This is a genomic window from Ruegeria sp. F11 (assembly GCF_056533855.1).
Genome location: NZ_JBQFOW010000009.1, coordinates 226,116 through 240,636, shown reverse-complemented (window position 1 = coordinate 240,636; position 14,521 = coordinate 226,116). Strand labels below are relative to the sequence as shown.

Below are 14,521 nucleotides of genomic sequence, written 5' to 3'. Positions count from 1 at the left end.
ACAATCTCTTCGGGCCTCGGTCGCTTGTTTGCCATTCGTAGTCCTCCGTCTCCTAAACATAACGGTGGACCCGTTCAGTTGGGGAGGCTCAGGGCCTCTAAACTGCCAATCCGAGCGGAAGTTATTCGGCCTTATAGAGAAGGCAGAAACCAGTGTTAAGTTATGCGGCCTTATAGAGAAGGCAGAAACCTACGGCCCAATATTTTTTGGGTCTAAAACACTTAAAAGGAAACAACATTTTGAAATTAAACGATCCAATCATTGACCAAACCATAACCAAAAAGGCGTTGGCGTCCTCAACCGCATTGTCAAACGTAAGACATGCAAGACTCAACGACAAACTAGAAGACTACTTGAATGTCGGACGGTACATGCACGCTGCTCGACCACACTTCAAATCCAAGAAGAAGTACGGACAATACATATCCAAAGAACTGCCAAGGACCAAAGATTGGGACGCGCCTTTGCGTAGTAGCTGCTTGTGGCTCTACAGAGCATTGAACGTCCCCGGCTCAGATGGCTATGGCGACCTCCTAGAGGTGCTTGGTGTCAAATGCCTTACCGAACTCAAAACGGCCAATCCGACCAAGATCAAAGCATACTACAAATATGCAAACGGTTCTTGGGATCGCACTAATCCCAAGCGCGAAAGAACGAGAAAAACCCCTTCCCAAACGGAGCGATCACACGCGCCTCTGATGCCAAGGAAACTCTTAGGGCATTGGCAAATCATCAACGGCAAATCGTATGAGGCAAACCTATGTCTGCCGATTATTTGAAACGGCTTGAAGACGGTATTCGTGCTGCTGATGCAACCGGTGACACTGAAGGCGTCCAAAAGCTAGGCGCTGCGTATCGCCAACTACAACAACAAATGGCAGGGGCTTTCAGGTCCGAAGAAAAAGAACAAATCCAAGTAGAAGGCGAAAAGGATTTCTGAGCAAATCATAGCCAGCTTGGAACCGGCTGCGTAACCTTTGCTTTTCCTTTAGACCGATTAAATACACCATTAGATCGCATTGGTTAGTCCAGTAACTGCCATTTAGCGCTCATTCGCATCCACCCCAGATGTATCTTTACGGGCGACCCATGGATCAACGGACATTGTTTGTTCGTGTGCCGGTTGCCCGCTCTTCTCAACTACTCAAAGGAACCCAAATTTTGACTACCTCTTCTGTCGTCGTGTGTCCGCACTGCGGCGAACAATTCACACGAAAGCGGTCGAACAAGAAATACTGCCAAACAAAGTGCCAAAAAGCGGCACACCAACGGATAGACAGGCAGGCCAATCCCATCAACGCTGCATCAAGTCCAGAAAAGAAAAGAAGCCAGTTAGAGTTGTTCGATACTGCCGACATGCTTGCTGAGAAGCTATACTCACTTCCGGTCGATGAAAGACTCGGCTTCGTGAAGGACTTGATCGACTCCGCTAGAGATGGGAATCAAAGGCTTCGAGAGATACTGACCAACAAATACATTCTGTGTGCGGGCAACTCGGACATGATCAGTAAGTTGTCTCGCCCAGATTTGGTTTTTCACAGTCAGATCATGTTGAGAAACACGGATACCGGAAAGCTGTTGCCTGCACAGGATGATTTTGTCCCGAACCTCTACTGGAGAAAAAATCCATCCTACCCCAACATTACTCAGGCGGCAGAACTATACTGTCAGAGGTATTGGGGTGTATCCACTAAGCCAGTTGTTTACGGTCAAACTCCTGAACCAGACACAGGTGAATTCTCGGAAACGGTTGAGTTCTTGATCAACAGAGAAGCTGCCTGAAACATCCTCACCATATGTAATATAGAGCAAATGACCTCCTGATTTAGCTTCAGTATCGAGTGTGAGCGGTACTAGGGCTGACAAAGAAGCTACCTAGGTTATGGCTTTTAATCAGAGACGATAACCCCAAGTGCCTAGGTAGCTGTTTGGATCAATACAGATCGGCTTATTTGACTACTGTAAGGGTTGGTTTGGGTCGCGGATCAACCGTTAACTCGGAACCAAGATCGCTGAGAAGCCGCCACAGGTTGTTGAAGTCAGACATTTCATTCAGCATGCCCCCTTTAGCCAACACCTTTTCTAGCATTTCGAACATTTCTTGGTTGATTTGGTCTGCTGATTTCACAGTCTTGTGCCTTTCCGGGTTCGGTATCTTAGTTTTCTTGACTCAATAGTATCCCGGTGTTCCTGCTCCAAATTTGATGCCCAACGTCAAAAGATACAAGCTGTTTCAAAAGGCCCACTGATTCACGCAACCCACGCAGGCCTTTCCCAAAAAAGTATGGGGAGAACGTGTGGGGGGAACGTGTGGGGTATTCTTCTACTGTCTTTTGTTAAGCTGTTGTTTTACAGCGACAAATAACTGACTTTGGTTGATGGCGGAGACGAAGGGATTCGAACCCTCGAGACGGTTTCCCGCCTACTCCCTTAGCAGGGGAGCGCCTTCGACCACTCGGCCACGTCTCCGCCGATGGGTATATCCTTGCAAGCGGCGGGAATACAAGGCGAAATTTCCAATTTGTGGCGGAGCCAGGCAAAACTCTTGAACCCGTTGAAATCAGGGCGAAACACGCCGTTTTGCGTGTATCTTAAACAGTGTTCTCGGAGTTTTCTGGCGCTAAGCCGCGCCCATTGATCGTAAGTGAATCAAACGGCGGTCCGGTCAGGTTGGGGTAGTGATCCGTCTTTCACTGCGATTAACCCGGACCGCTGCGGATTTCGTTCAGTCTTAGAGACTTACGTTCTCCGATATGTGCGGTCCGGTCTTGGTTTTTAACCGGCCTCAGCTCTTAGTCTATTTGAAAACATCCACCAGATCCGAGACGCTGACGCCTTCCTTGATCTCTTTCAGGCGTGCGAAGATCATTGCGACGGCCACGCCGCCCAACCCATAGGCGAAGGCGTTGATGACGACCTGCGCGAGGGTCAATGCCCCGAAACCTGATGACTCTGGCTCGACCACAAAACTGCCCGTCACCATGGCCGAGACAAAGGCCAGCACAAATGAAATCAGGATGATACACAGGAACACAAGCACCAGCGCGCCTATGATTGGCCAGCGGTAGCCTTTGGTCAGGTCCGCGCTGCGCCGCATTGCGCCAAATCCTGCCCCGTCGATCACAATTGCGGGCGTGATCACGGAAAACACTCCGTAAAGCCAGATGCCGGGAACGATGAACAACAGAATTCCGATCATGTTGCAGATGCCCACAATGATCGACAGAACCGCAATTGCCGGAAGATTGCTGAGCGCCGCGCCAAAGTACCGGCCGATCTGCGCGGGGCGTCCCAGCTTGGTGTCATAGGCCAGTTGCACCACCATTGCGGTGGTCAATCCGACGGCCACCAATGTGATCAAAAACGAGATAGCGAAAACGACACCCATTGCGGCGAAGTCGAACTCGTTCGTCGGGCTGGCCTGAACGGATTGGTTCAAGAAGGGGGTCGTGGACAGAATAAGCTCGATCAGGGCCGGTATAAAACCCAGCAGAATTATGATGTGAAGCTTCTTGAAAAGAATCGAAAAGGTTTCCGCGACAATTGCCCCTGCACCGAAAGGTATGTGGGTGTCGGGATGAGTTGTGTCTGTCATATCAAAGTCCTGAAATCAGTTATTGCTATGCAGATAAGGCCGCATGGTCGTGGTCAGCCTCAAGGTGAAAACGAGGTTTTGTTTTCCCGGATTGGTAAAACTGCAACAGATGGGCCTAGCCTTGGGTTTCGGCATGGCGTTTGTCTTTTCGTTTCTCGCCAAAAAGCTGGCGCTGTTCCAGAAACGCGCGTTGCGCTTTGTAAAAGGCCTCGAGGAACGCTTGATGGTCCTGGTCGCGGATCGGGTCAGCATATTCGATCTTCTGGCGAATTTGGGCGACAACGGCGGCCAGCGTCTCTTTCTGGCGCTTATAGGCGTCTGGGCCTTTGGCGCGGTTCGCGGCGCGCAGCACGTCTTCGAGCGTCTGCAACTCATAGGTGCCGTAATGTTCCAACTGATGCGACAGGAAACGGAATTTCGGCTGTACGGCTGACGGAGGGCGGGCCGTCTTGGACATGTCGGGCAACAGGATCGGTTTGGGCAGGTGGATCACGAAGGTCCCGGCGACGAAATCGCCCAGCCGCTGCCTGCGCTTGTTGCATAGCGGCACCGCCAGAACCGCCAGCGCCCAGATCAACGACAGGATCGAAGGGATCAGCGCGTTGGTGCTCAGGGTCACGACAATCGTGCCGGGCAGGAAAATCTCGGCCTCTTTCATCAGGTTGCGCACGACCAGCGATTGCGTGGTCAGCGCCTGACCATCGGCTGAGACGACTTTGATCCTCATCATCCGCTTGCCGATGGTCTGCCCGTTCCAGATCAACTCAGATGCCGCGTAGTAGGGAATGCGGATGAAGAAGAACAGCATGGCGGCGATGGCGGTCGCGGTGTTCGAATTTACAAGCTCTAGCGCAAGGGCCAGCAGGAAAACGGCGACGGCTCCGATGACGGTGATCAGCAGATCGGTCAGTTGCGCGGCGGTGCGCACACCAACGCCTGCGACGCGGAAGTAAAGCGGCACACCCTCGGGCGGCAGCAGGCGGTCCAGCGCGGGTTTGGTCATGACCGCCTCCTCCCGCCCAGAAGGAACCAGAGCAGCCAGAGCAGGCCGATACCCCAGCCGATTGTAATGCGGGTGGTGCGGTCCTGCACCAACTGGCGTCCGAATCCTTCCAGCAGCGCGGCGGCGACCAGCATTAGCGCCGCAATCAGCGCCAGCTTGACCGCATCATGGCCCGCTGCGCGCAAGGCGGCCCGGCGCGTCTGTTGGCCTGGGAACAGCACCGCAAGGCCCAGCTTCAGCCCTCCGGCCCCGGCGATGCAGACCGCTGACAGTTCGGTCACGCCGTGGATCGAGAGCCAGCCGAAGATATCCCAGCCCAGACCGCGATCAACGTGCAGCGCGTAAAACACGCCCAGCATCAGGCCGTTATAGAACAGCAGCAGGATCGTTGGGGCGCACAGGAAGGCCCCGAGGCCGAAAACAAGGATGGCGATGCGGGTGTTGTGCGAAAACAGGTAAGTGGCAAAGGCCCCAAGGCCATCGCTCGATGCGTCGCCATAGATGCGCGAGCGCAGGAATTCGGTTGTTGCCTCTGGCCCTCGCCCGCCCGCCAGTTCGGGGGCCATGAAGACATAAAACCATTCGGGGTCGTCGAAATAGAAAAAGTACCCGGCAACCGCGCCTGCTGCCATGCATAGGAACCCCAGCAGCGTCACCCGCCACGACGACCGCATCGCCTTTGGGCCGCCAGTGGTAAGAAACTTGCGGAGTATGCCGCCCAGTCTTTGCTGTGGGGCGTAGACGCTCAGGTAGGCGCGGCTGGTCAGGGCTTCGAGATAGTCCAGCAAACCCCGATCCAGCGATATCTCGCGCGCGATGGATAGGGACGTGGTGGCCTGACGGTAAAGGTCGGCCAGATCGCGCGCCTCCTGAAAGCTCATGCGGTGCAGGCCCCGGGTTTCGGCCTTGTCGACAAGGTTCGACAATCTGCGCCAGTCGCCTTCGCGCTCCTGCCGGAACCGGGCCGAGCGGATCAGATCGCTGTCGGCCATCAGATCATCTCCCGCGCTTTGATTTCCAGATAGGTCGAGATCAGCCGGGCCGAAACGGTGCCGGGTTCCGCATCAATCACGGTGATGCCTAGTTGGTGCAGGCGTTCCAGCACCAGACGACGTTCCTGCAGCAACTGGCCGGTGGACACGGTCTGGGCCACCCCGTCCATGTCCTGCGGCGGCTCGTTGACCTGCGCCTCAAGGATCGGGTCACGTAGGGCAACAAAGACGATCAGGTGGCGCTTGGCCAAAATGCTGACATTCTCCACCATCAACTCGGCCGAGGTCGTATCGACGAAATCCGAGAACACGATGATCAGACTGCGCTTGGGGGTCCGCGCATTCAACTCGGTCATGGCTAGCGTGTGATTGGTTTCGACGCTTTCATAGGCCAACTCAGCCGTGCGGCTGCGCAGGCGAGTGAATGCGGCGCGGCCCGGTTCGGGGGGCAGAAACATCCGGGGTTTGGCGTCATAGGCGTAAAGCCCGACCAGATCACCGCCGATGGCTGCCGCCCATGCTGCCGCCAGCGCGGCGGTAATGGCGTGGTCAATCTTGGGCAGGCCCGCGATTTCCTCGCGCATCTGAAAGCCGTTATCCAGGGCAATGATCACATGGTGGTTACGCTCGGCCCGGACTTCCTTAGCGACCAGCGCACGGTGCCGGGCCGAGCGTTTCCAGTCAATCGAGCTGGCGTCCATGCCGGGGACAAACTCGCGAAGCTGGTGGAATTCTGAGCCTTCGCCGATGGCGCGGTTTTCCTTGACGCCGAACAACCGGGACTGAACGGTTGTGGAAATCTCACCCGATTGCACCCGGCGGATATTGGGGATCACCGCGACCTCAAGGCCAAATGCAATCTTGGGCACAAATTCGAATAGCCGCAGGCGCGAGGTCCAGGACAGCCACAGGTTCGACAACACCCAAGTCCCGCGCCGAATGGCCCGGAATGGGATTTGGGCGCGGCCCTTGGACAGATCGAATTTCGCAGGGCCCTGCAGCCCGTCGGGCCAGTCCAATGCGCCGCGCAAACCTTGGGTGGCGGGGCTGATGGTTAGGTCGATCTGCGCGTCCTCGCCGACAAAGATGTCGCCCAGCGGCTCGACCGAGATTGCCCTTTTGCGCGGCCAAGATAACAACAGATCGCCGATTGCCAGCAGGCCCAGCACGACCCAGGGCAATCCGGCCACGGGGCGCGTGGCCTCGCCCATGATCACGGCGGTTAGCGACAGGGCAAGTGCTGCGCAGGCCGCGATCAACAATATGCGCGAGGGGCGGATCAGCGGGGGGCCTCGATCTGGTTGAGGATGTTTTCCAGAACCTGCCGCGCGCCGCGCCCCTCGATCTCGGCCGAAGGCGACAGAACGATCCGGTGCTGCAGCGCAGGGATGACCAGGGCTTTCACGTCATCCGGGATGGCAAAGTCGCGCCCGTTCAGCGCCGCCGTTGCGCGGGCCGCCCCGGCGATGGCATCCGCCGCACGGGTCGAGGCGCCAAAGGCGATGTCGGCGCTTTCCCGCGTGGCGCGCACCAGCCGCAGGATGTAGGCGAGAATGTCATCATCCAGCACAATCCCGTCGATCAACCCGCGCGCAGCGGCCATAGTGGGTGCATCCAGCAGGGGCTTCACCGTCTCTGCCGCGCTCAGAAAATCCAGCGGCTGGCTGGCGTGCTGACGCAGGATCGACAGTTCGACCTCTTCGGGCGGGAAGGTCAGGTTTACCTTGAACAGAAAGCGGTCCAATTGTGCCTCGGGCAGGGGATAGGTGCCTTGTTGTTCGATCGGGTTCTGGGTTGCGACAACGATGAATTCCGAGCCCAGCGAATGATCGGTGCCATCAATCGTCACCATCCGCTCGTTCATCGCCTGCAACAAGGCGGCCTGCGTTTTCGGCGGGGCGCGGTTGATCTCATCCGCCAGCAGGATCTGGCTGAAGACCGGGCCTTTGGTCAGAACAAATTCGCTGGTTTGGAAATTGTAGATTGAGGTTCCCAGAACATCGCCCGGCATCAGGTCGGGGGTGAACTGGATGCGCCCGAATTCGAGATTCAGCGCGCCGGCAAAGCTGCGCGCCAGCAGGGTCTTGGCAGTTCCGGGTGGGCCTTCCAGCAGAACGTGACCACGGGCAAACAAGGCGGTCAACAGAAGGTCGATCACCTCTTGCTGGCCCTGAACAACCTTGCCGATCTCGGCCCGCATGGCCTCGGCATGGGCGAATAAGTCATCAAGCGTCATCGGCAAGCTGCTCCAGTATCAATTCAAATTGGTCTACGTAGGTAATCGCGTCATTCGGGCCCAGATGCGCGGGCAGGGCGCGGATCTTTCCGATCACATCCTCAAGCCGCGCGGCAAGGTCGGGCTTTCGGGCTGCGACGTACTTCAGATAGGCGGCCTCGGGCGAGGTCTGGGTTTTGTGACCCGCGCCGAACACTTGCGCCGCGCGGGCGCGCAGGCGGGTATCGATGAAATCCGCCAGCATGGCCCCGTCCTGATCCGTCATCCGCATCAGTCGCGCCCGTACCCGATTGGCCCGGCGCTTGCCGGTTCCCAGCGCCAGCGGTAGGTCCGCGACCGGCCCGCTGCGCACGCCACCACGCCATAGCGCCAGCGCCAGCAGCAGCCCCGCGCCGATCCACAGGATCAGAAATGGCGGTTCGAACAGGCGTTTCAGGTCGTCCCACGTGCGGTCCCGTTGGACGACCTGTTCCGGCTGCGTCAACCAGTTCCGGTTGCTGTAGTCGATGATGATCCGCTTGCCGCTCGCGATCTCGGGCAGCACTTTTCCCGCGATAAACGCGTTGTCGCCCAGGCTCAGACCGTGATTGTTCAGCAGATCGGGATCGGACAGCACATAGACGTGATCCTGTTCCCCGTCCCCCGGCAGGGGGCACCGCCCCAGCAGCATCGCCCCGGCGCGGCCCAAAAGGGGCTCGCAGCCGCGCCCTTCAAAGGTCTGGGCCGCATAGATCCGAGCGACCAGATCGCGGTCTGAATTCAGCGCATACTCCCGGAACGGAGACCGCACGAACGAGACACGCCCGACCTCGGACCCCAGCACCTGATGCAGCACAGCTTGTATATCGGTGCGCGGGGCAATCAGAACCGGATGCCCGAACCCGGTCAGCCGCATCCCGCTACGCCATTTGGGCAGGATGACAAGGCTGGGCACGGATTGCGCCCGTTCGCGGATGACATCGATGTCCTGATCGAACTCATCCGCCTGAAACAGCAGGTCTTCCTTGGTTTTAGCCGGAGTCCGGTCGGTGCCGGGATGAGCGTCATAGATCGGTTGCACCAGTAGCCCGATGGTGCTGCGGTCCAGAGGCCACCCTCCGGTAAAGCTCTGGGCGGCGTGGCCTTCGCTGGTCAGCCAGTAATCCAGCCCGTCGAACCCGCTGGCGGATTCGCGCAGCGCGTATTGCCGCCCGGCCAAAATGTAGAAGAAGATGCCAGCGCACAGCACCACCACGATGCCGATCACGATCCAGTCCAGCCGCATCCGGCTGTCGGTGTCGAAGCGGGCGATATCCGTCACGCGGGCACCTCGCGCAGGATCGGGCGGGCGCGGGCGACCAGCGCGTCGAAATCCGCTTGATTGATCGAGCGATGGCCAAAATTTACCTGCTCGCTCGCCAGAACCAGCGCGCGCAGGTCCGGCATGTACCACAGGCTTTGCGGCAGGCTGCGCAGCGCCTCGCGATGGGTCCAGCTGCGTTTGAACAGAACCTCGTTGGCGGCAAGGCAGCGGGTCAGGGCCATGTGCGCAAGGCCTACGACTGCCAGGTCGCGATTGCCTGATCTTAGCAAAGCCTCAAGATCAGGCTGCCCGCCTGTGTCGGGTGTTTGATCCGCAGCGGTCTGCCCGGGCTTGCGCCGCGCATTCTCACTGGCCGAGCGGAACGATACCGAGGCCCGCCCCGCACCGAAATAGACGAGGGCCACGATGAAAATCAGGACCAGCAGGGAAATGGCTGCTACGATCCGGCGCTCCCTATCGGCTTCGGATTGATCGGTTTGGCCGTCTTCATCTTCTTGCGGGGTAAATTCCGTGTCCAGCGGCGGGGCAGGTTGTGTGGGGTCGAAATAGACCACATCCGTGTCAATGCCCCGATACCGGACCGCCTTTTGATAGGCCGTGCCGGATGCGCTGAGGTCTGGCTGAGAAAGCGCTGAATCCTGCGCGTGGGCGACAGTAGCGGCGCAGATATGCACAATGGAAATCAGGACCAGAAGAAATCGCATTGCGGTATCGTTAGTTCACTCTCTTTCCGCATGCAACAACCCGCGCCGTATCACGCTTTGATTGTCAGATACCGGTGCGGCAGCTATGCCACTGTGCCCCAAGGTCATGCATTGATGTGACGATTTGATAACCGCTTCCTTGGCCTCAGAGCATGTTTTCGGCCTCCAGCACCTTGCGGGCCACGCGGAAGCATTCCAGCGCTTGCGGAACGCCGCAATAAATCCCGATCACATGGATGATGGCGCGGATTTCTTCGCGGGAAACACCATTGTTGATGGCCCCCCGGCAGTGAATCTCCCACTCATGCATCTTGCCCAAAGCGCCGATCATGGACAGGTTCATCATGGAGCGCGTCTTGGCGTCGATCACCTCATCCCCCCAGCCGAAGCCCCAGCACCAAGCGGTCATCGCCTCCTGAAACGGGCGTGTGAATTCATCTGCAGCGGCCAGGTTCTTTTCCACATATTCGGCCCCCAGCGTGCCCTTGCGCTGCGCGAGGCCTTTGAGGAACAGGTCTTCGTCGAAAGTATCGGCCATATCAGGTCTCCGGCGTCAGGGTTTCAGGCGATGGTGATAGAGGTGATCATAATGCGGTTTCATCCGGCGATGCACCTGTCGGACCCGATCCGGCGCATCGTCGATATCGATGTATTTTCTTGGTTGTGGCGTAAGCCCGGTCGAATTGGCAAGGTTGGCATGGAAAGACCCGCCATCCCACCAGCTATGCGCCGACGGGTCGCCGCCAGCCTCCCATGTCAGGGCGTGTTCAAGGAAGGGGATGCCCACCGCCGCGCAGAATTTCCGCGTCATGGCATGCGGGTCCTCCAGCAGATCGTCGCTGTCGATCACCGGCGGAGGGCTTCCGTTCAGCGCCGTCAGCAGATCGAACAGAGCGCGCTGTTCGGGAAAGCCGACCTCCCCTTCGGCAAAGTCCGGCCAGCGTTTGTACATCGAGGTTATGGTCTTGGCCGGATCGCGGATCAGGAAGGCGTGGTTGAAATGCGACAGGAACTCTGCGTTCCACATGTGGTTGATGTAATGGGGAAAATCCTTGATGAAAACCGGGCCCTTTTCGGCGCGCGCCTGAATGTCGGCCCAGACAGAGTCCAGCGTCAGACCCGGCGTTGTCACATCCCCCGGCTGAAAGCGATGCCACAGCGGGTCTTCGCCCTGATACCACGCCTCGCCAAAAGGTTCGTGCAGACACTCCATATCGCCGCGCTGGCGCATCATCCATTCGCAAGCGGTCGAGGTCGAGCGGGGAACGGCCCAAAGCGCAAGGATTTTGTGCATGATCTGGGGTCCTTCCGGGTCAGAGCCGTTTCAACAACCGGCCATGCGGCGTTGCAGGCGCAAGGCCGAGCGATTTGAAGATGCGCCAGTAGAGCGCGATGTCATGGCCGATCACCGGCTTGCCCAGGGCGGTCTCTAACTGATCGGCCAGATGCAGCGGGCGCTGCGGCAGGCCATTCGGTCCGGTGCGGAAATTGCACATGCCGTTGATCAGGACCGCATCGGCCTGCGGGGCCTGCTCGGCCACGTATTCAAAGCTCTTCATCGCCAGATCGCCGTCAAAGACCCAACGGCAGGCGTTGATCTCCTCCTGACTGTCAAACCACCCCTGATCGTGGAAATTGCCCGCATAAAGCACGTCGAAACCGGCCTCCTGCAGAAACCCGACCGTGCCCTGCCACCATTCGGGCCAGTGATAGGCAGCGTTCAGCGCCACCTTTTCCACATTCATCTCGCGCAGGGCCTCGACCATGGCATAACCCGCCATGTGAAACCGGGTGCCGTATCTGTCCGACAGGTCCTCACAATGCTGCCGTACTCCTTTAACCCCCAACCCACAGGCATGCACCCAGTTCGAGCCGACCTGACCGCACACATCCACCCCGTTGCGCGACATGCAATGCACGAAGTCTTCGAGCATGCCGAAGTTCTGTTTCCGCTGGTCCAGCCCGTGGACATAGTCCGGCACGTGCAGCATCCAGCCATGCACACCGGCCGTTTCCGGGCAGATGCGCAGAAAATCCGACGGGGCGGCGTCGAAATCAAAGGGCGGACAAGTGAAGCCGACCTGATGCGGGAACAGCTTGTGTTCGGGTTGCCAGTCCTCGGGCATCAGCATCTGATGCCCCCCAAACGATGCTCGGTGAGTGGATGGAAAATGGACTTGGTGTATTGGAATGACCTGAATTTTCCAGTGTACGACCACATGTCTAGTACAGCCCCCAGTTACTCCTTAACCTATAGCTTTCCAGAGTCGGGATTCCGTCAAGAAAATGCCCGGAGACAAAGACAATCTCCCCTTTTTGCGGTCTGGGTTCAGGTGTGCAAGAAGTAAGCTGCAAAGTGCTGTCGAAGACGGTTTCTTCCAGTATTCCGTGAAGAACTTCAATTACTTCAAGCTCAACGTGGGGCGGCAAAATGAGCTTATAGCTCTTGGCCTTTTGTCCGCTCGTTTGAATGTGTGTGGAAACTTCGTATGTGGGTGCGTCGAAAGATATAACCTCAACTTTCGCCAAAAAACTCCCGTGCTCTTCAATATCTTCGGGGCTATCAAAAAAGAAATACTCGTGAGATGAAGCGCTTGGGCATGCCCAAGCCCCAATTGGAAGAAGCCCGGTTAGTAGCGTGGCAATAAATTTATACATCTACCGCCTCTCGCATCCATTGTTGCAACCGGGCAATCGAATGCTCCGACATGACGCCACAGCCCGGGTCCAGCACCAGCGGGCCGGGGCGGTAGCCTCGGGACTTGAGGCCGCGGTGGACGGATTCGACCAGACGGATATCTTCCTCGACCGTGGTTTCGCGGTCTTGCACGGCCAGTTGCCGGATGACGGCGCTTTCCGAGCCGCCTTCGGTGTACCAGCCGCGCCAGACGGTGCAGTGGTCGGCATCGTTTGCGCGCCAGTGATAGGTGTTCAGCACGTTGCCCGGATAGCATTGGAACGAGAACATCGGCCACAGGAACCATGACTGGTAGTCCCCCGCATGAGGCACTGACATGTCGATGGGATAGGTCATCTTGTCGAGGCTCTGGCACTCGGTCGTATGCCGCAGCACATAACCGCCGCCCGCGTCGGGCTGGATGTCATAGGTTTCGGGCTTGACCACACCTTCGGCAAAGGTCGGGTGGTTGGTTGGGCAGTGGTAGCATTCCGAGTAGTTCTCGATACTGACCTTCCAATTGCAATTTTCCGGAATCTCCACCCATTCCAGCGGTTCCAGATCATCGATATGCGACACAAAGGCGCGGATTTCCTCGCGCACGCCGGGGTACCATTCATCCATGGGTGCGGCCTCATCGTCGAGATTGAAAAAGATGAAGCCGTTGAACACCTCGGTCCGGACCGAGGTCAGGCAGATCGCGCTGCGGTCGAAGCCGGGAACCGATTTGATGTTCGGCCCGGCGCGTAAATGTCCTGTCAGTTCATAGGTCCAGGAATGATAGGGGCAGACCACCACGCGGGTGTTGCCCGCGCCGTTGACCATTTCATGGGCACGGTGCTGGCAGACGTTATAGAAGGTGCGAATTTCATTGTCGCGGCCCCTGATGCAAAACAGATTCTGCCCCGCGATCTCGAACGCGAAGTAATCTCCCGGTTCCCGCACCTGCGCCACGTGGCCCGCGAACTGCCACGTTCGGGCCAGAAGCCCCTGCATTTCCTGCGCGAATATCGCCGGGTCGGTATAATAGCGCGCGTCCAAGGAGTGCGTCAGCGGTGCGTTCATTCGGGCTCCTCCGCGTAGAGGCCAAGTTGGTGTCTGCGTTGGTGAAACCGCTCCACCCGCTCGACGATCTCATCGCTGGACACGGCAATCACGAAGGACAGCAGCGTTTCCAGCAAGGCGATAGTCGAGACGGAGGAGGGGAAGAATTGCGGCGTATCGGCGGCCACGACAAAGCCGTGCTGCGCGTTCAGGATCACCGGGCTGGCCGGGCTGTCGGACAGGCCAATCACGGTCAGCCCCTGCAGGCGGGCCAGTTTGATCGCGTCGATTACCTCGGTCCGGTAGGGGTGGCAGGTGATGGCGATCAGCACGTCCTGCTCATCGGCCCAGGCCAGATCATCCACCGGGGTCGAGCCGGGGCGGGGGATGGCGTGAAACTGCTTCATGCCCGTTGAGGCCAGATAGGTGAAGTTCCGCGCATTCGCGTTGTTGACGCCAACGCCCAGCGTGAAGATTTGGCGGCAATTCCAGATATCCTCGGCTGCGGCCTTCAGGCGTTCTGCGGTGATCCTGGCAAATGTGTCCTCGATATTGCGGATCGTGGCGCCGACCATATCGGCATAAAGGCTGCCCAACTCTCCCGACTTGCCGATATCCTGCAACCACCGTGCGCGGTCGGGAAAGGACACGGTGCCCTGCCGAATCGCATCCCGGAAGGGCGCGCGGAAATCCTCATACCCATCGAACCCCACTTGGCGCGCCATTCGGACAAAGGTGTTGGGCTTGACCTTCGCGGCCTCGGCGATCTCGCGCACGGTCGAAACCCCAACATCCGTTGGGTTTTCCAGCACGTAACGCGCGGCTTTCTGGGCCTCGGGCGTCAAGGCCTCCCATTCCGCACTCAGGCGGTCGAGAACGATTGATGATACGTTTGTGTCATTCATGATTGACGATGGTACAAATGTGGAATTAGCCTGTCGAGCAGAAAAGCGACTCGGGAAGAGGA

Annotated in this window: 16 protein-coding genes and 1 tRNA gene; 2 read left to right on the top strand and 15 right to left on the bottom strand. The window is 58.1% G+C overall.

What is annotated here, in order from left to right; translation table 11 throughout:
* Positions 1–760 precede the first annotated feature (760 nt).
* The gene (locus ACR0NJ_RS14145; RefSeq protein ID WP_480817773.1) at positions 761–940 is read left to right on the top strand and encodes a hypothetical protein; all 180 of its coding nucleotides are present in this window, start codon (positions 761–763) and stop codon (positions 938–940) included.
* A gap of 149 nt (positions 941–1,089) precedes the next feature.
* On the top strand, positions 1,090–1,782 hold the full coding sequence (locus ACR0NJ_RS14140) for a hypothetical protein (protein ID WP_480817772.1): 693 nt from the start codon (positions 1,090–1,092) through the stop codon (positions 1,780–1,782).
* 166 nt (positions 1,783–1,948) lie between these two features.
* On the opposite strand, the gene ACR0NJ_RS14135 is transcribed toward ACR0NJ_RS14140, so the two are convergent.
* The 15 genes from ACR0NJ_RS14135 to ACR0NJ_RS14065 form a co-directional block, all read right to left on the bottom strand.
* On the bottom strand, positions 1,949–2,128 hold the full coding sequence (locus tag ACR0NJ_RS14135) for a hypothetical protein (protein WP_480817771.1): 180 nt from the start codon (positions 2,126–2,128) through the stop codon (positions 1,949–1,951).
* A gap of 251 nt (positions 2,129–2,379) precedes the next feature.
* Positions 2,380–2,469 (bottom strand) — tRNA-Ser (locus ACR0NJ_RS14130).
* 328 nt (positions 2,470–2,797) lie between these two features.
* A complete protein-coding gene (locus ACR0NJ_RS14125) occupies positions 2,798–3,595 on the bottom strand; it encodes a hypothetical protein (protein WP_480817770.1) in 798 nt (265 codons plus the stop codon).
* Between the two features lie 115 nt (positions 3,596–3,710).
* Positions 3,711–4,598 carry an RDD family protein gene (locus tag ACR0NJ_RS14120; protein WP_480817769.1) on the bottom strand — a complete coding sequence of 296 codons (888 nt, stop codon included), beginning with the start codon at positions 4,596–4,598 and terminating at the stop codon, positions 3,711–3,713.
* Positions 4,595–5,590 (bottom strand): stage II sporulation protein M, encoded by a 996-nt coding sequence (locus ACR0NJ_RS14115; RefSeq protein WP_480817768.1) that lies wholly within the window; start codon positions 5,588–5,590, stop codon positions 4,595–4,597. Before ACR0NJ_RS14115 ends, ACR0NJ_RS14120 begins: the two co-directional genes overlap by 4 nt.
* A complete protein-coding gene (locus ACR0NJ_RS14110; RefSeq protein WP_480817767.1) occupies positions 5,590–6,849 on the bottom strand; it encodes a DUF58 domain-containing protein in 1,260 nt (419 codons plus the stop codon). Before ACR0NJ_RS14110 ends, ACR0NJ_RS14115 begins: the two co-directional genes overlap by 1 nt.
* A gap of 20 nt (positions 6,850–6,869) precedes the next feature.
* Positions 6,870–7,826, bottom strand: a complete 957-nt coding sequence (locus ACR0NJ_RS14105) for an AAA family ATPase (protein ID WP_480817766.1) — start codon at positions 7,824–7,826, stop codon at positions 6,870–6,872.
* Entirely contained in the window at positions 7,816–9,126 is a 1,311-nt protein-coding gene (locus tag ACR0NJ_RS14100) for a hypothetical protein (protein ID WP_480817765.1), read from the bottom strand. The genes ACR0NJ_RS14105 and ACR0NJ_RS14100 overlap by 11 nt, the downstream gene beginning before the upstream one ends.
* Positions 9,123–9,833 (bottom strand): hypothetical protein, encoded by a 711-nt coding sequence (locus ACR0NJ_RS14095; RefSeq protein ID WP_480817764.1) that lies wholly within the window; start codon positions 9,831–9,833, stop codon positions 9,123–9,125. The genes ACR0NJ_RS14100 and ACR0NJ_RS14095 overlap by 4 nt, the downstream gene beginning before the upstream one ends.
* Before the next feature lie 145 nt (positions 9,834–9,978).
* Positions 9,979–10,371: a carboxymuconolactone decarboxylase family protein gene (locus ACR0NJ_RS14090; RefSeq protein WP_480817763.1), complete on the bottom strand. Its 393-nt coding sequence runs from the start codon at positions 10,369–10,371 to the stop codon at positions 9,979–9,981.
* 15 nt (positions 10,372–10,386) lie between these two features.
* A complete protein-coding gene (locus ACR0NJ_RS14085; RefSeq protein ID WP_480817762.1) occupies positions 10,387–11,127 on the bottom strand; it encodes a sulfotransferase-like domain-containing protein in 741 nt (246 codons plus the stop codon).
* Between the two features lie 19 nt (positions 11,128–11,146).
* On the bottom strand, positions 11,147–11,965 hold the full coding sequence (locus tag ACR0NJ_RS14080; RefSeq protein WP_480817761.1) for an aspartate racemase/maleate isomerase family protein: 819 nt from the start codon (positions 11,963–11,965) through the stop codon (positions 11,147–11,149).
* 91 nt (positions 11,966–12,056) lie between these two features.
* Positions 12,057–12,491: a hypothetical protein gene (locus tag ACR0NJ_RS14075; protein ID WP_480817760.1), complete on the bottom strand. Its 435-nt coding sequence runs from the start codon at positions 12,489–12,491 to the stop codon at positions 12,057–12,059.
* Positions 12,484–13,575, bottom strand: a complete 1,092-nt coding sequence (locus tag ACR0NJ_RS14070) for an aromatic ring-hydroxylating oxygenase subunit alpha (RefSeq protein ID WP_480817759.1) — start codon at positions 13,573–13,575, stop codon at positions 12,484–12,486. The genes ACR0NJ_RS14075 and ACR0NJ_RS14070 overlap by 8 nt, the downstream gene beginning before the upstream one ends.
* Positions 13,572–14,459 (bottom strand): MurR/RpiR family transcriptional regulator, encoded by an 888-nt coding sequence (locus ACR0NJ_RS14065; protein ID WP_480817758.1) that lies wholly within the window; start codon positions 14,457–14,459, stop codon positions 13,572–13,574. Before ACR0NJ_RS14065 ends, ACR0NJ_RS14070 begins: the two co-directional genes overlap by 4 nt.
* Positions 14,460–14,521: the final 62 nt, after the last annotated feature.